Raw genomic sequence first — 15,403 nt, forward strand, 5'->3', positions numbered from 1 at the left:
GTCGTGGACTTACCGCCGCGGCGGCCGGATTCCGCGGAACTCCCAGTCCCCGCCCAGCGCGGTGGAGCGGACCTCCTCGGACTCGGTCGGCTGCGCGCCCACATCCGCCCGGACCGGCTCCGGGCCGCTGACGATCCGGTTGCGCAGCAGGCCGAGCCCCTCCACCTCGACCTCCACCACATCCCCGGGCTCGACCGGTCGGGAGTTGGCCGGGGTGCCGGTGAGCAGCACGTCGCCGGGGACCAGGGTGATGGTGCGGGCGAGGTCGGCGACCAGGTAGTGCATGTCCCAGCGCATCTCGTCGGTGTTGCCGTCCTGCACGACCGTGCCGTTGACCAGGGTGCGGATGCCCTTGCCGCGGAAGTCCCAGTCCGGGACCACGCCGGGGCCGAGCGGGGCGAGGGTGTCGGATCCCTTGACCCGCAACATGGATCCGGCGTCGGTGTCGCGGAAGTCGTGCAGGCCGTAGTCGTTGGCCACGGTGTACCCGGCGATGTGCGCGGGGGCCTGGGCGGGGGCGATGTTGCGGCAGGTGCGGCCGATCACCACCGCGATCTCGCCTTCGTAGTTGAGGAACCGGCAGCCTTCCGGGCGGACCACGTCGCCGCCGTGGGCGTTGAGCGCGGAGACCGGTTTGTGGAAGTAGGTCGGCGCGGGCGGCAGCGTGGTGCCGAACTCCTCCACCCGGCTGCGGTAGTTCAGGTGCACCGCGATGATCTTGCTGGGCAGCACGGGGGACAGGTGGGCGGCCTGGTCCACGTGCACGGCGCGGCCGTCGCGGCAGACCAGCCGGTCGCCCACCCGGTGCACCTCGGTGACCACGCCGTCGAGCAGGATGCGCCGGAACTCCACCACGGTCAGACCCCCTCGCCGGTCCAGCCGGTGGCCGGACGGTCGAACCAGATGTGCGCCTGCCCGGTGCCGATGGCGTTCTCGTAGGCGGAGAACAGCCGGCCCGGCGCGCTCCACCGGCGTTCGCCGAGTGCGCCCGCGAGCATCAGGTAGTGCGCGAAACCCGCCTCCGGCTTGAACTTCCGGAACTCCGGCATGGTGTCCAGCACCCTGGCGTGGTCGCCCGCGCCGAACCAGTCGATGCGCTCCAGGTCGGCCTTGGCCGCCTCCGGGGTGAAGATGTGCTCGACCCCGGCGGACTCGTGCGCGCGCAGTTCGCGCAGTGGCCAGAAGGTGTGCGAGAGCGCGCCCGAGGCCAGCAGCAGCACCTTGCGGTCGGTGGCGGCGATGCCGTCGGCCAGCGCCCGGCCCAGCCGCAGGTCGTCCTCCTCCTCGGCGGTCTGGCAGACGCCGATGGAGATCCAGCGCTTGCCGGGCACGCCGAGGTAGTGCCAGAGGTTGACCGTGGCATACATGATCGGCAGGTGGTGGTCGGCGATCGGGGTGATCCAGGTGCCCCTGGCCTCGCCGTGCGCGGCGATCGCGTGCGCCAGTTCGGGATCGCCGGGGAAGTCGTAGGGAATCCGGCACATGCCGCGGGGCAGCTCCTCGGAGGTGAACAGCCCGGCGCGGTGGTCCTGCGCGGTGACCACGAACTCCACCGTGGTCGCCCAGTGCGAGTCGAGCACCACCACGGTGTCGTAGTCCAGGGTGTCGAACACCTCGGCGCGCAGCCGCTGGAGCCCGGACACGAGTGTGGTGTCCTTGCCGTTGTTGAGCTCTCGCCGGACCCGCTCGTCGAGCATGATCGTCGGCACGTGCGAGAGCAGGCCCGCGCCCACCACCTCACCCACTACTTCCCCCAGCCCTTCGGCGCGAACACGGTGTTCTTCACATCGCAGAAGAAGTCGAAGCTCCAGTCGCCGCCCTCGCGCCCGATGCCGGACTCCCGGCTGCCGCCGAAGGGCGCGCGCAGGTCGCGGACGAAGAAGCAGTTCACCCACACCGTCCCGGCGACCAGTTCGTGGGTGACCCGTTCGGCCCGTTCGGGGTCGCCGGTGACCACGGCGGCGGCCAGGCCGAAGCGGGTGTTGTTGGCCAGTGCCACCGCCTCGGCCTCGGTGCGGAAGCGTTGCAGGGTCAGCACCGGGCCGAAGACCTCCTCGGTGAGGATCTCGCTGCCCGGCGCCGCGCCGGTGAGCAGGGTGGGCCGGTAGTACAGGCCGCCGAGGTCGGTGTTGGGGCCGCCGCCGAGCAGCGCGGTCGCCCCTTCCGCCAGTGCGCGCTGGACGAACCCGTCGATCCGGTCGAACTGGCGCTGGTGGATCTGCGGGCCGATGTCGGTCTCCGGCAGTCGCGGATCGCCTTGCCGGAGCTGGCCCGCCCTGGCCAGGAAGCGGTGCAGGAACTCATCGTGGATCTCCTCGGCGACCAGCAGCCGGACCGCGGACAGGCACACCTGGCCCGCGTTGTCGTACTGCCCGACCGCCAGTTCCACGGCCAGGTCCAGGTCGGCGTCGGCGAAGACCAGCAGCGGTGACTTGCCGCCCAGTTCCAGGGAGACCGGGGTCAGTCGCGCGGCGGCGTTGGCGGCGATGGTCCTGGCGGTGGGCACCGAGCCGGTGAAGCTGATCCGCCGCACGCCGGGATGCCGGGTCAGTGCCTCGCCCGCTTCCGCGCCCAGGCCCTGGACCAGGTTGAACACGCCGTCGGGCAGGCCGGCGTGCGCGGTGATGCCGGCGAGCAGGGAGGCGGTCAGCGGGGACCACTCGGCGGGTTTGTGCACCACGGTGTTCCCGGCGGCCAGCGCGGGCGCGATCTTCCAGGTGGCCAGCATCAGCGGCGCGTTCCACGGGGTGATCAGCGCGCACACCCCGGCAGGGTCCCAGCTGATCCGGTTGCGGTGGCCCCTGGTGTCCAGGTCGGGGCGGGGCAGGCCGTCGAGCAGCCAGTCGGCGAAGAACCGGAAGTTGTGCGCGGCCCTGGGGATCACGCTGTCGCGGTGCGAGCGCAGCAGCGCGCCGTTGTCCAGGGTCTCGGCGTGGGCCAGCTCGTCCAGGCGGGCCTCGATGCCGTCGGCGATGGCGTGCAGCAGCCGGGCGCGGTCCTCCCGTGCGGTCTTCGCCCAGGCCGGGAACGCCTGCTGGGCCGCGCTGACCGCCGCGTCGACCTCCGCCGCGCCGCCGCGGGCGAACTCGCCGAGCGGGGCGCCGTCGATGGGGGAGTGGTCGGTGAAGGTCGCCGCCGAGGCGAGCCTGCGGCCGCCGATCCAGTGTCCGGGGTCCACCGCGAGTCCGGCCTGCTGTGGCATTTCGCTGCCTCCCGGAATATCGTTTGGGTCCAAACGGTACGGAGTGCGGCCGGATGGGTCAAGGGTGGAGGCGCGGTGCTGACTCGGGAGCAGTGGGTGGAGCGGGCCGGTGGGCTGCGGCATCCGGCCGGGGTGTTCCTCGGTGGCGACTTCGTGCCGGTGGCGGGCTCGCTGCCGGTGTTCTCGCCACGGGACGGCAGGCTGGTGGCCGAGGTCGGGGTGGCCGGAGAGTCCGAAGTGGACAGTGCGGTGACCGCGGCGCGGGCGGCCTTCCCGCGCTGGTCCGGACTCGCGCCCAGGGCTCGCGCGGCTTGTCTGTTCCGTCTGGCGGAACTCATCGAGCGGGAGGCGGAGTCGCTGGCGCTGCTGATCTCGGTGGAGATGGGCAAGCCGATCAGCGACGCGCTGGGCGTCGAGGTGCCCGCGGTGGCCAGGACCTTCCGCTGGTACGCCGAACTGGCCGGCAAGGAGCCCGGCGAGGTGGCCGACACCGACGCCTCGGCGCTGGCCCTGGTCACCCGCCGCCCCGCCGGGGTGGTGGCCGCGGTGACCCCGTGGAACTTCCCGCTGACCATGGCCGCCTGGAAGCTCGCCCCCGCGCTGGCCGCGGGCAACACGGTGCTGCTCAAACCGGCCGAGCAGTCCCCGCTGTCCGCGCTGCGCCTGGCCGGGCTGGTCGCCGAGGCCGGGTTCCCGGACGGCGTGGTCAGCGTGCTCAACGGGCCGGGCCCGCTCACCGGGGCCGCGCTCGGCCTGCACCCCGGTGTGGACGTGCTGACCTTCACCGGTTCCACCGCGGTGGGCCGGGAGTTCCTGCGCCACGCGGCCGGGTCCAACCTCAAGCGGGTGTGGCTGGAACTGGGCGGCAAGTCCCCGAACCTGATCTTCGCCGACGCGCCCGACCTGGACGCGGCGGCGGACGCGGCCGCTTGGTCGATCTTCTTCAACGCAGGGCAGATGTGCACCGCCGGCTCCCGGCTGCTGGTGCAGCGCCCGGTCGCCGAGCGGGTGCTGGCCCGGATCCAGGCCCGCGCCGCCGACTTCGCCCCCGGCGACCCGCTCGACCCGGCGACCAGGATGGGTCCCTTGATCAGTGCCTGGCAACAGGGTCGCGTGCGGGCGCACGTGGCACAGGCGGTCAGCGAGGGTGCGGAGCTGCGGCTCGGCGGTGCACCGGTGGAGACCGGTTTGCGCGGACCGTACTTCGCGCCGACCGTGCTCACCGGGGTGCGGCCGGAGCAGCGGATCGCCCGCGAGGAGGTCTTCGGGCCGGTGCTATCGGTGCTGGTCTTCGACACCGAGGAGGAGGCGGTCCGGCTGGCCAACGACAGCGACTACGGCCTGGCCGCGGCGGTGTGGACCGGGGATCTCGGGGTGGCGCACCGGGTCTCGCGGCGGCTGCGCGCGGGCACGGTCTGGGTGAACTGCTACGAAGAGGGGGACGAGAGCGTGCCCTTCGGCGGGATCGGGCTTTCCGGGCACGGCCGGGACAAGTCGCGGCACGCGCTGGAGAAGTTCACCGACCTGACCACGACCTGGATCAGCCTGCCGTGACCCGCTCGGCCAGCACCGCGCCGCCGTCCCAGGTCACGCCGACCTGGCAGAAGTAGGCGTCCAGCGGCTCCTCGACGGTGAGGTCGGCCAGCTCCTCGGTGGGGGCGTCGAACAGGCGCAGCTCCGCCCTGCCGCGCCAGGGGTGCCCGGTCTCGACTGAGGCCGCGCCGGAGGAGATGAGCTGGGCCAGCGCGTCCGGGCCGCCGCGTTCGATGCCGGGCAGCCAGCGGTGGTGCGCCATCGGGTGGGCGTTGACAAAACCGTTGCGCGCAGCGGGTTCCACCAGCTCCACCACCGCCTCGGCCAGTCGCCGGTCCGCTGCCGCCAGGGTCGCGCCGAAGCGGGCTCCCGGCTCGATCCGCGGGGCGGGGCCGTAGGGGTGTGGGCGGGTCTGGTGGATGCTGCCCAGCTTCTTCGGATAGCCCTGGTGCAGGCCGCGGGCGAGGGCGAAGTCCTTGTCCACCCAGATGTAGACGCACCGCGAGTAGACCCGGCCCTCGAACTCACAGCGCACCACCACAAAACACTCCTTGTACTGGCTGCGCACCGGGTCCAGCAGCTCGGCCCGACCGTCCGAACAGGACTGCCAGTCGGCCCAGATCACCGCCACCGCACCGGGATCCTCGGGCGCGGGCCGCAGCGGCGGCGGGAGCAGGGCGGCCACCTTGGCCGGGTCGGTGCGGTACTCCACGGTGAGCAGGTCGCCGGAGTAGTGCCACGGGGGTGGTGGCACCAGCGCGGCCCGGCCGCTGGGGGTGCGCGGGTAGAGGAAGCCCTGCATGCCCCAGTTATAACGTTTGGACCCAAACGACACAACGGCTGGCAGAATGCGGACATGACCACGGTGTCGACCACCGCCGGCGCCGTGCGCGGCGTCCTGACCAGCGGCGTCCGCCCGGCGGTCGCGCCCGGCCTGGCCGCGCTCCAGGACCCCGCGCCGAGCCGCCTGGTGCCCAAGGCGGTGCCCGGCTTCGGCGAGGACTGCCTCACCGTCAACGTCTGGGCTCCGGCCGACGCCGAGGGCCTGCCCGTGCTGGTGTGGCTGCACGGCGGCCTGTTCCAGCTCGGCTCGGCCTCGGCCGCCTGCTACTCCGGCGCGCACCTGGCCCGCCGCGGCCTGGTCGTGGTCGGCGTGAACTACCGCCTCGGCGCGCTCGGCTACCTGCGCACCACCGCGGGCGAGGGCAACTTCGGCCTGCTGGACCAGCTCGCCGCGCTGGAGTGGGTGCGGGAGAACATCACCGCCTTCGGCGGCGACCCCGGCCAGGTCACCCTCGCCGGACAGTCCGCTGGCGCCTAAGAAGCCTTCGCCGGGTCGCCGCTGCTGGCGGGCACGCCGGAGCAGCAGCGGGAGCTGGTGGAGGCGGCGCAGACCGAGTGGGTCCGGTTCGCCCGCACTGGTGACGCGGGCTGGCCCGGGTACACCCTTGACGAGCGACAGGTACTGGCCTTCGACCTGCCCAGCGAGCTGGTGCGGCTGGTTCCGCCCGCGGTGATCGGTCGCTGACCAGGTTTCTCGGGGATCGGCTGAACCTCCACCGTGCTCCGGCAGGTACTACGGGCAGCCGGACGACGAGGAGCGACTGTGGTCATCCCAGGGTGGGAACGGGACTACGCCGAGTACTTCACCGCGCGTGCCCCCGCCCTGCGGCGACTGGCGTACGCGATGTGCGGGGACTGGCACCTGGCCGAGGACCTGGTGCAGGCCACCTTCATCCGGCTGTACCGGTCCTGGCGGCGGATCCGGCGGGAGACCGTCGACGCCTACGCCCGCCGTGTGCTGGTCAACGTCTTCCTCAGCAGCACGCGCGGCAAGGGCCGGGAGCACAGCGTGGCCGACCCGCCGGAGCGGCCGGCCGCGCCGGTCCGGGACAGCGACACCCGGCTGGACCTGGCCGCCGCGCTGGCCGGTCTGCCGCCCCAGCAGCGGGCCATGGTGGTGCTGCGCTACCTGGAAGACCTGCCGATAGCCGAGGTCGCGAGGCTGCTCAAGGTGGCACAGGGCACGGTCAAGAGCCAGGCGGCGCGTGGGGTCGCCGCACTGCGGGCCCGGCTCGGCGAGGCCGCGCTGGCCGAGATGACGGAGGAGTGACGGACGTGGAAGAGCGGACCCTGGGCGAGCAGTTGCGGGCCTACGTGCACACCGATGAGCCACCGCTGCGGCTGGACCTCCAGGAGACCCTGGCGGCCGGACGCCGGTCGCGGCGGCGCAGGCGGATCGGCACGGTGGCCGCGGCGGCGGCCGGGGTGGTGGTGATCGCGGTGGCTGCGGCGGTGCTGCCGGGTGATGGCCCGGCGCTCAGCCCAGCCGCCAGGTGCGGCAAACTTGAACAGAACCGGGAATCCACCATGCCACTCTGGCTGCCTCGGCACGAGGAGCCCCTGCGGAAACCGGCCGAGCCCAGCGAGCACGCAGTCAAGCGCCTGACCTGCGTGCTGCGCGAGGTGCTGCTGCCCGCCCTGCCCCACGGCGCGACCCTCGCCCGGCCCGAGAAGACCGGCAGCGGGCTCGTCCCGGCGGGAGCGGCGACCGAGGTGTGGGCGGTGGACCTGGACGGCGAGCCCCGCTACCAGCTCATGGTGGACGTGACCGACGCGAAGGGCACCGGTTCGGTCTCGGTGACCATCGGCCTGAGCACCAAGCGGAGCCTGGCGGAGAAGACGCGACTGTGCACGGATCTTGGGCAGTCCGCCGACCGGAACTGCTTGGTGCGCAAGGGGTCCAGGGGGGAGACGGTGATCGCGCTCAGCGGCAGCGGCCTGCACCCCGGGCAGATCATGCACAGCGTCGACGTGCACCACGCGGGCACCAGCATCTCCCTGTTCGCCACCAACTTCTCCCACAACCCGAAGATGGTCGACGCACCGGAGGGGTCGGGCCGGATCGCGGACGCCGTGGTGGCACGGCCGGAGCCGCCGATCAGCCTGGAGGCGCTGACCACCGCCGCCACCACGCCCGAACTGGCCCTCTTCCCCACACCCTGACCGAGCTCCGCCACTCCGGCCGCGCGGATACAGTGCCCTGATGCCGGAACTGCAACTCCTCCACACCGATCACGCGCCCGCCGTGCTCGCCTTCGAGCTGGCGAACCGCGCCTACTTCGCCGCCTCCGTGCCCGACCGCGGCGACGACTACTTCGCCAACTTCGCCGAACGCCACCAGGCCCTGCTCGCCGAGCAGGAAGCCGGGATCTGCCGCTTCCACCTGCTGCTGGCCGAGGACGGCGAGGTGCTCGGCCGGATCAACCTGCTCGATCTGGCCGACGGCTCGGCCGAGCTGGGTTTCCGGATCGCGGAGAAGGCGGCGGGCCGTGGCCTGGCCACCAGCGCGGTGAACCAGATCTGCGCGCTGGCGGCCACGGACTACGGACTGACCTCCCTGAGGGCACGGGCGGCCGTGCACAACGCCGGGTCGCGGGCCGTGCTCACCAAGGCCGGGTTCACCGTCACCGGTGAGGTGGTGCTCAGCGGGTGTCCCGGGTTGCGGTTCGAGCGGGCGCTGGGCTCAGTCTGAGTCCTCCCGGTGCGCGCGCAGGGAACCGGCGTGCGCCTTGGCGGTGGGGTCGCGGCGGGTCTTGAGCAGGCTGGCCACGGTGACCACCACCAGCACCCCGATGATCACGGTGAGGCTGACCGCGGTGGAGATCTCCGGCACCCGCTCGTCGATGTCCACGTGCGCCCAGTGCAGCATCAGCTTCACGCCGATGAAGGCCAGGATCAGCGCCAGGCCGGTGGACAGGTACACCAGGCGGTCCAGCAGACCCTTGACCAGGAAGTACAGCGCGCGCAGGCCGAGCAGGGCGAAGGCGTTGGCGGTGAAGACGATGTAGGGCTGCTCGGTGACGCCGAAGACCGCGGGGATGGAGTCCAGCGCGAAGAGCAGGTCCACGCTGCCGATGGCCAGCAGCACCACGAACAGCGGGGTGGCCAGCCGCTTGCCGTCGACCTTGGTGAACAGCCTGCCGCCGACATAGGTGTCGGTGGTGGGGAACAGGCGGCGCGCGGTGCGCACCATGATGTTGTTCTCCACGTCCGGGTCCTCGTTGCGGTGCCGGAACAGCTGCACCGCGGTGAAGACCAGCAGCAGGCCGAAGATGAGGAACATGAAGGAGAACAGCGACAGCAGCGTGGCGCCCAGCGCGATGAAGATCGCGCGCATGATCAGCGCGAGCACGATGCCGAAGGTGAGCACCTTGTGCTGGTGCTCCTCCGGCACCGCGAAGGTGGTCATGATGATCACGAAGACGAACAGGTTGTCGACCGAGAGGCTCTTCTCCACGATGTAGCCGGCGAAGTACTCGGTGCCGAACTGCCCGCCGTACTGCCAGGCGAACCACACGCCGAAGCCGATCGCGACCAGGATGTAGACCACCGACCAGGTGGTCGCCTCGCCGAAACCGACCTTGTGCGGGCGCACCGCGGCCAAGATGAGGTCGATCGCGAGCAGGGCGATGACCAGGCTGATGGTCACCGCCCAGGTGAAAACACTGATCTCCAGCATGTCCACAGTCAACCTGGTCACCGGGCCGCGATGGCGGACCGACCCGCCGGTGTGACCGCATCAGGTGCCCGTCGCGCGCCCGGCAGCACCCGCTGCACCACCACGAAGGCGAGCAGCAGCAGCCCGATCACGATCTTGGTCCACCAGGAGCTGAGCGTGCCCTGGAAGGAGATCAGGGTCTGGATCACGCCCAGCACCAGCACCCCGGCCAGCGATCCGGCCAGGTAGCCCGCGCCGCCGGTGAGCACGGTGCCGCCGATCACCACCGCCGCGATCGCGTCCAGCTCCATGCCCACCGCGTGCAGGCTGTAGCCGGAGAGCATGTACACGCTCAGCAGCAGCCCGCCGAGCGCGGAGCAGAACCCGCTGATCACGTATACGCCGACCTTGACCCGCCCGGCGGACAGGCCCATCAGCCGCGCGGATGCCTCACTGCCGCCGACCGCGTACACGGTGCGGCCGAAGCGGGTCAGGTGCAGCACGTAGGCCGCCACCGCCGCGGTCAGCAGCGCGACCAGCACACCGTAGGTGATGTTGAGCCCGCCGAGGTCAAGGGTGGCGGTGGCCACCGCGCGGAACGCCGGGTCCTTGATCGGGATGGACTCCACGCTGATCACGAAGCACAGGCCGCGGGCCAGGAACATCCCGGCCAGGGTGACGATGAACGGCTGGATGTCGAAGTGGTGGATCACCAGCCCCATCAGCAGGCCCAGCACCGAGCCGATGGCCAGCACCGCGGCCACCACCACCGGCACCGGCCAGCCCGCCCGCAACCCGGTCGCGGTGACCATTGTGGACAGTGCCACCACCGAGCCGACCGACAGGTCGATGCCGCCGGTGAGGATGACGAAGGTCAGGCCGACCGCGAGCACCACGAGAAAGGCGTTGTCCACCAACAGGTTCAGCAGCACCTGGCCGCTGGCGAAACCCGGGTAGGCCACCGCGCCCACGCCGAAGACCAGTGCGAACAGGGTGTAGGTGACCAGCACCGGCCGGAACCGGGCTGGCAGGAAGGTCTTGGTCACGGCGTGGCCGCCTTCGTGGTCTCGGCACGGGCCGGCGCCAGGCGGCGCAGCAGCGCGCGGGCCTTCGGCGCCTGGGCCAGGCACACGCAGATCACCACGATCGCCTTGAGCACCAGGGTGACCTCCGGGGCGACGCCGACCGTGTGGATGGTCGTGGTCAAGGTCTGGATGATCAGCGCGCCGAGCACGGTCCCGGCCAAGGAGTAGCGGCCGCCGGCCAGCGAGGTGCCGCCGATGACCACGGCCAGGATCGCGTCCATCTCGATCCACAGCCCGGCGTTGTTGGCATCCGCCGCGCTCACGTTCGAGCTGATCATCAGCCCGGCCACGCCCGCGCACAGCGCGGCGAAGACGTAGCAGGTCCAGATGATCCGGCGGGAGCGCACCCCGGCCAGCCTGCTCGCCTCCGGGTTCACCCCGACCGACTCGATCAGCAGGCCGAGCGCGGTCCGCCTGGTCAGCAGCGCGATCGCGGCCACCGCGGCGCCGCTGATCAGGATCGACACCGGCAGCACCAGGTGACCGGCGCCGACCGCCCGGTAGGCGCTGTTGTCCACGGTGACGATCTGTCCCTCGGTGAGCAGCATGGCCAGGCCGCGGCCCGCGGTCATCAGCACCAGCGTGGCGATGATCGGCTGGATGCCCAGCGCGGCCACCAGGAACCCGTTCCACAGGCCCAGCACCAGGCACAGGCCCAGCGCCAGCGCGATCGCGGTGACCGCGGTGCCCGCACCGCCGGGATCGGCCGAGCCGGCCAGGTGCGTGCAGGCCACCGCGCCCGCGATGGCGGCCACCGCGCCGACGGAGAGGTCCACCCCGCGGGTGGCGATGACCAGGGTCATGCCCAGCGCGACCAGCAGGGTGGGCGCGCCGTTGTTGAGGACGTCGACCAGGCTGCCGTAGAGGTGCCCGTCCTGGAAGCGCAGCGCGAAGAACGCGGGCGCCAGCACCAGGTTGAGCGCCAGCAGCGCGCCCAGGGCCAGCAGCGGCCACCACAGCCGGGACTTCACGAGACCGCCCTCTCCGTCACCGTTCCGCTGGCGATCAGCTCGACCACCTCGTCCACGCTGGCGCTCGCGCCGTCCAGCTCGGCGACCTTGTGCCGGTCGCGCAGCACCACCACCCGGTCGGCGATCCGGACCACCTCTTCCAGTTCCGCGGAGATGAACAGCACCGCCATGCCCTCCGCGGCCAGGTCGGTGACCAGCTGCTGGATCTGGGCCTTGGCGCCGATGTCGATGCCGCGGGTCGGCTCGTCCAGGATCAGCAGCCGGGGCTTGGTCACCAGCCAGCGGGCCAGCAGCACCTTCTGCTGGTTGCCGCCGGAGAGCGAGCCCACCGGCGCCTCCGGGTTGGCCGGCCGGATGTCCAGTGCGGCAAGGTATTTGGCCACCAGCTCGTCCTGGGTGCGGCGGGGCAGCGGCCGGGCCCAGCCGCGGGCGGCCTGGCTGGCCAGCACCAGGTTCTCCCGCACGCTGAGGTCGGCCACCAGGCCCTCGCCCTTGCGGTCCTCCGAGCAGAAGCCGATCCCGGCCGCGATCGCGCCGCGCGGCCCGCGCGCCCGCAGCGGCCTGCCCTCGACCAGCAGCCTGCCGGAGTCGGCGCGGTCGGCCCCGGCCAGCAGCCTGGCCAGCTCGGTGCGGCCGGAGCCCAGCAGCCCGGCCAGCCCGACGATCTCCCCGGCGCGGATCTCCAGGTCGAACGGCGCGATCGCGCCCCGGCGGCCGAGGCCCTCGGCGCGCAGCAGCACCGGCGCGGCCGGGCGTTCCTGGTGCGCGGCCCGCTCGATCTCGGCCAGGGTGCCCAGCTCACGGCCGAGCATCGCGCCGACCAGCGACCGCCGGTCCAGCTCCGCGGTGCGGTACTCGCCGACCAGGCAACCGTTGCGCAGCACGGTCATCCGGTCGGCGATGGCGTAGACCTGGTCCAGGAAGTGCGAGACGAACAGGATCGCCACGCCCTCGGCGCGGAGCACCCGGATGATCCGGAACAGCTCCGCCACCTCCTCGGTGTCCAGGCTGGAGGTCGGCTCGTCCAGCACCAGCACCCGGCAGTCCACCGCGATCGCCCTGGTGATCGCGACCAGCTGCCGCACCGCGATCGGGTGCACGTGCAGCGCGGAGGCCGGGTCGATGTCCAGCCCGATCCGCGCCAGCAGCCCGGCGGCCTTGGCGCGCATGGCTTTGCCGTCGATCCGGCCGAACCTGCGCGGTTCCCGGCCGAGCAGGATGTTCTCCGCCACGGTGAGGTTGGGGCACAGGTTCACCTCCTGGTACACCGTGCTGATCCCGGCCTGCTGGGCCTGTCCCGGCGTGGCGAACTCGACCACCTCGCCGTGCAACCGCACCACGCCGGCGTCCGCGGTGTGCACCCCGGTGAGGGTCTTGATCAGGGTGGACTTGCCCGCGCCGTTCTCGCCCATCAGCGCGTGCACCTCGCCGGGGAACAGCCGGAAGTCGACCTCCTGCAGCGCCTTGACCCCCGGGAAGGACAGGGAGATCCCGCGCATGTCGACGACCGGCTCGGCGGCGGGTGTCGGGGACTCGGTCATGGATCGGCCTTCGTCGTCCGGCTCCTGGGTCAGTACTGGCGGGTCGGCAGCGCGGCCTTGGCCTGCTCGCTGGTGAAGGTGCCCTCCTCGGTGACCACCCGCGGCGGCACCTGCTCACCGGCCAGCACCTTCTTGGTCAGCTCCATCAACTGCTTGCCCAGCAACGGGTTGCACTCCACGATGAAGTTGATCTCACCGTTGGCCAGCGCCTGCATGCCGTCCCGGACCGCGTCCACGGTGATGATCCGGATGTCCTTGCCCGGCGTCTTGCCGGCGGCCTTGATCGCCTCGATCGCGCCCAGCCCCATGTCGTCGTTGTGCGCGTACACCACGTCGATCTTGGGGGTGGACTTCAGGAACGCCTCCATCACCTGCTTGCCGCCGGAGCGGGTGAAGTCACCGGTCTGCGAGGCCACCACCTTGACCTCCGGCCGGGCGGCGATCTTCTCCTCGAAGCCCTTCTTGCGGTCGATCGCGGGCGCCGCGCCGGTGGTGCCCTGGAGCTCGACCACGTTCACCGGGCCCTGGGAGTTGGTCAGCAGCCAGTCCGCGGCCTTGCGGCCCTCCTCGACGAAGTCCGAGCCGAGGAAGGTGCGGTAGAGCGAGGTGTCCTCGGAGTCGATCGCCCGGTCGGTCAGGATCACCGGGATGTTGGCCCGCTTGGCCTCCAGCAGCACGGTGTCCCAGCCGGTCTCCACCACCGGGCTGAAGGCGATCACGCTGACCTTCTGCTGGATGTAGGAGCGGATCGCCTTGATCTGGTTCTCCTGCTTCTGCTGCGCGTCGGAGAACTTCAGCTCGATGCCCGCGGCCTTGGCCGCCTCCTGGATCGACTTGGTGTTGGCGGTGCGCCAACCGCTTTCGGCGCCCACCTGGGCGAAGCCCATGGTGATCGCGCCACCCGGACCGGCGGGCGGCTGGCCACCGGCACAGGCGGCGAGTGCGCTCAACAGGACCACGCTGGCGGCGGTCGTGATCTTCTTCAGCACGGATTCCTCCGATGGAGCGGTTGGTGGGCCACAAGAGTGAGCGCTCACAACTTTCTCGTCAAGCCGCCGGTAACGGGAATGTCGCGGCGTTGACACCTCTTCGAGCCCTGGTTATGTTAGCGCTCACTTTTGTGACCCGGAGCACCTTCCCCTTCGAGACGGAAGCACGGTCATGCCGGTAACCCCTGCTCGCTCCCGCCCCCTGCTCACCACCCTGGCGCTCACCCTCGCGCTGGCCGCCGCACCAGCCGCGCAGGCCATGCCGGTGGACCAGACCCTCGCCGGACCCGCCCTCGCCGGGCAACCGGCGGACACCGACCCCGCGTTCGCCGTGGCCCCCGCCGCCGGCCACGGCGACGCGGCCCTGGCCGCCGCGGCCGACGCGCTGACCGTCTGGGACGCCCACGACCTGCGCGGCAACATCACCCTGCCGACCGAGTCCGCGGGCGCCACCGTGTCCTGGCACTCCAACCGCCGCAACGTGATCACCGAGACCGGCGAGCTGACCCGCCCGCCGCACGGCGCGGCCCCGGCCACCGCCACCCTCACCGCCACCGTCCGCCTCGGCGGCCGCCAGGTGAAGCGCCGCTTCGACGTCACCGCCCGCCCGCTGCCCGCCAAGGCCACCTACGAGGGCTACCTGTTCGGCTACTTCACCGGCGAGGGCACCGCCACCGGCGAGCAGGTCTACCTCGCGGCCAGCCGCGGCAACGACGCGCTGCGCTGGGACGAGCTCAACCGCGGCAAGCCGGTGCTGACCTCCGACAAGGGCGACAAGGGCGTGCGGGACCCGTTCATCATCCGCTCGCCGGAGGGCGACAAGTTCTACCTGATCGCCACCGACCTGCGGATCCACGGCAACGGCAACTGGGACGCCGCGCAGCGCCACGGCAGCAAGCACATCGAGGTGTGGGAGTCCACCGACCTGGTGCACTGGTCCGCGCAGCGGCACGTGCGCGTCTCACCGGACACCGCGGGCAACACCTGGGCCCCCGAGGCCTACTACGACACCTCCATCGGCGCGTACGTGGTGTTCTGGGCGTCCAAGATCTACGCCGCCAATGACCCGCAGCACACCGGCAACACGCACAACCGGATGCTCTACGCCACCACCCGCGACTTCCGCACCTTCAGCCAGCCCAAGGTGTGGGTGGACCCCGGCTACTCGGTCATCGACTCCACCGTGATCAAGGACGGCAACACCTACTACCGCTTCACCAAGGACGAGCGGAACAACTCCTCCAGCACCCCGTGCAGCAAGTTCATCCTGGCGGAGAAGTCGGCGAACCTGCGCGCCACCAAGTACGACTTCCTCGCCGACTGCATCGGCAAGGGCGCGATCAGCCAGGGCGAGGGTCCGACGGTGTTCAAGTCCAACACCGAGCGCAAGTGGTACCTGTTCATCGACGAGTTCGGCGGACGCGGCTACATCCCGTTCGAGACAACGGATCTCGCCTCCGGCCGCTGGACCCCCTCCGCGAGCCACGCGCTGCCGCGCAGCCCCCGCCACGGCACCGTGCTGCCGATCACCAAGGCCGAGCTCGACCGCGTCCGCGCGGCTTTCCCCTGACCCCACAGGAG

16 protein-coding genes are annotated in these 15,403 nt (G+C 71.6%); 7 read left to right on the forward strand and 9 right to left on the reverse strand.

Annotated elements, in window-relative coordinates; translation table 11 throughout:
* Nucleotides 1–9: 9 nt before the first annotated feature.
* From N8J89_RS15960 to N8J89_RS15970, 3 genes are read right to left on the reverse strand one after another with little or no spacing between them, the layout of a single operon-like run.
* Complete coding sequence (locus N8J89_RS15960) at nucleotides 10–855, reverse strand: fumarylacetoacetate hydrolase family protein (RefSeq protein WP_283665131.1); 846 nt, start codon at nucleotides 853–855, stop codon at nucleotides 10–12.
* A 2-nt stretch (nucleotides 856–857) separates the two neighbouring features.
* Entirely contained in the window at nucleotides 858–1,745 is an 888-nt protein-coding gene (locus N8J89_RS15965; protein ID WP_283665132.1) for a DODA-type extradiol aromatic ring-opening family dioxygenase, read from the reverse strand.
* Entirely contained in the window at nucleotides 1,745–3,202 is a 1,458-nt protein-coding gene (locus tag N8J89_RS15970; RefSeq protein WP_283665133.1) for an aldehyde dehydrogenase, read from the reverse strand. Before N8J89_RS15970 ends, N8J89_RS15965 begins: the two co-directional genes overlap by 1 nt.
* Nucleotides 3,203–3,277: 75 nt before the next feature.
* Here N8J89_RS15970 and N8J89_RS15975 point away from each other — a divergent pair, with 75 nt between their 5' ends.
* Nucleotides 3,278–4,756, forward strand: a complete 1,479-nt coding sequence (locus tag N8J89_RS15975; protein WP_283665134.1) for an aldehyde dehydrogenase family protein — start codon at nucleotides 3,278–3,280, stop codon at nucleotides 4,754–4,756.
* On the opposite strand, the gene N8J89_RS15980 is transcribed toward N8J89_RS15975, so the two are convergent.
* Nucleotides 4,743–5,537, reverse strand: coding sequence for an acetoacetate decarboxylase family protein (locus N8J89_RS15980; protein ID WP_283665135.1), 795 nt, complete (start codon nucleotides 5,535–5,537; stop codon nucleotides 4,743–4,745). The two genes, N8J89_RS15975 and N8J89_RS15980, sit on opposite strands and share 14 nt — an antisense overlap.
* A gap of 54 nt (nucleotides 5,538–5,591) precedes the next feature.
* On the opposite strand from N8J89_RS15980, the gene N8J89_RS15985 reads away from it, so the two are divergent.
* From N8J89_RS15985 to N8J89_RS16005, 5 genes are all read left to right on the forward strand, one after another.
* Nucleotides 5,592–6,056 carry a carboxylesterase family protein gene (locus N8J89_RS15985; RefSeq protein WP_349497488.1) on the forward strand — a complete coding sequence of 155 codons (465 nt, stop codon included), beginning with the start codon at nucleotides 5,592–5,594 and terminating at the stop codon, nucleotides 6,054–6,056.
* A 57-nt stretch (nucleotides 6,057–6,113) separates the two neighbouring features.
* Nucleotides 6,114–6,263, forward strand: coding sequence for a hypothetical protein (locus tag N8J89_RS15990; protein WP_283665136.1), 150 nt, complete (start codon nucleotides 6,114–6,116; stop codon nucleotides 6,261–6,263).
* A gap of 78 nt (nucleotides 6,264–6,341) precedes the next feature.
* Entirely contained in the window at nucleotides 6,342–6,848 is a 507-nt protein-coding gene (locus tag N8J89_RS15995; RefSeq protein ID WP_502868452.1) for a SigE family RNA polymerase sigma factor, read from the forward strand.
* Between the two features lie 5 nt (nucleotides 6,849–6,853).
* Nucleotides 6,854–7,741, forward strand: coding sequence for a hypothetical protein (locus N8J89_RS16000; protein ID WP_283665137.1), 888 nt, complete (start codon nucleotides 6,854–6,856; stop codon nucleotides 7,739–7,741).
* A 40-nt stretch (nucleotides 7,742–7,781) separates the two neighbouring features.
* Nucleotides 7,782–8,270, forward strand: a complete 489-nt coding sequence (locus N8J89_RS16005; RefSeq protein ID WP_283665138.1) for a GNAT family N-acetyltransferase — start codon at nucleotides 7,782–7,784, stop codon at nucleotides 8,268–8,270.
* Here N8J89_RS16005 and N8J89_RS16010 read toward each other — a convergent pair.
* The 5 genes from N8J89_RS16010 to N8J89_RS16030 are packed head-to-tail and all read right to left on the reverse strand — an operon-like array spanning nucleotide 8,262 to nucleotide 13,822.
* Nucleotides 8,262–9,257: a TerC family protein gene (locus tag N8J89_RS16010; protein WP_283666179.1), complete on the reverse strand. Its 996-nt coding sequence runs from the start codon at nucleotides 9,255–9,257 to the stop codon at nucleotides 8,262–8,264. The genes N8J89_RS16005 and N8J89_RS16010 overlap by 9 nt on opposite strands.
* 17 nt (nucleotides 9,258–9,274) lie before the next feature.
* Nucleotides 9,275–10,282: a galactofuranose ABC transporter, permease protein YjfF gene (gene yjfF, locus N8J89_RS16015; RefSeq protein ID WP_502868453.1), complete on the reverse strand. Its 1,008-nt coding sequence runs from the start codon at nucleotides 10,280–10,282 to the stop codon at nucleotides 9,275–9,277.
* On the reverse strand, nucleotides 10,279–11,292 hold the full coding sequence (locus tag N8J89_RS16020) for an ABC transporter permease (RefSeq protein WP_283665139.1): 1,014 nt from the start codon (nucleotides 11,290–11,292) through the stop codon (nucleotides 10,279–10,281). The genes yjfF and N8J89_RS16020 overlap by 4 nt, the downstream gene beginning before the upstream one ends.
* Nucleotides 11,289–12,833, reverse strand: a complete 1,545-nt coding sequence (locus tag N8J89_RS16025) for a sugar ABC transporter ATP-binding protein (protein WP_283665140.1) — start codon at nucleotides 12,831–12,833, stop codon at nucleotides 11,289–11,291. Before N8J89_RS16025 ends, N8J89_RS16020 begins: the two co-directional genes overlap by 4 nt.
* A gap of 29 nt (nucleotides 12,834–12,862) precedes the next feature.
* Nucleotides 12,863–13,822: an ABC transporter substrate-binding protein gene (locus N8J89_RS16030; RefSeq protein WP_283665141.1), complete on the reverse strand. Its 960-nt coding sequence runs from the start codon at nucleotides 13,820–13,822 to the stop codon at nucleotides 12,863–12,865.
* 172 nt (nucleotides 13,823–13,994) lie between these two features.
* Between N8J89_RS16030 and N8J89_RS16035 the strand changes: the two genes are divergently transcribed.
* Nucleotides 13,995–15,392, forward strand: coding sequence for a glycoside hydrolase family 43 protein (locus N8J89_RS16035; RefSeq protein WP_283665142.1), 1,398 nt, complete (start codon nucleotides 13,995–13,997; stop codon nucleotides 15,390–15,392).
* Nucleotides 15,393–15,403 lie beyond the last annotated feature (11 nt).

The sequence above is a fragment of the Crossiella sp. CA-258035 genome, assembly GCF_030064675.1.
In the GTDB taxonomy this organism is placed as follows: domain Bacteria; phylum Actinomycetota; class Actinomycetes; order Mycobacteriales; family Pseudonocardiaceae; genus Crossiella.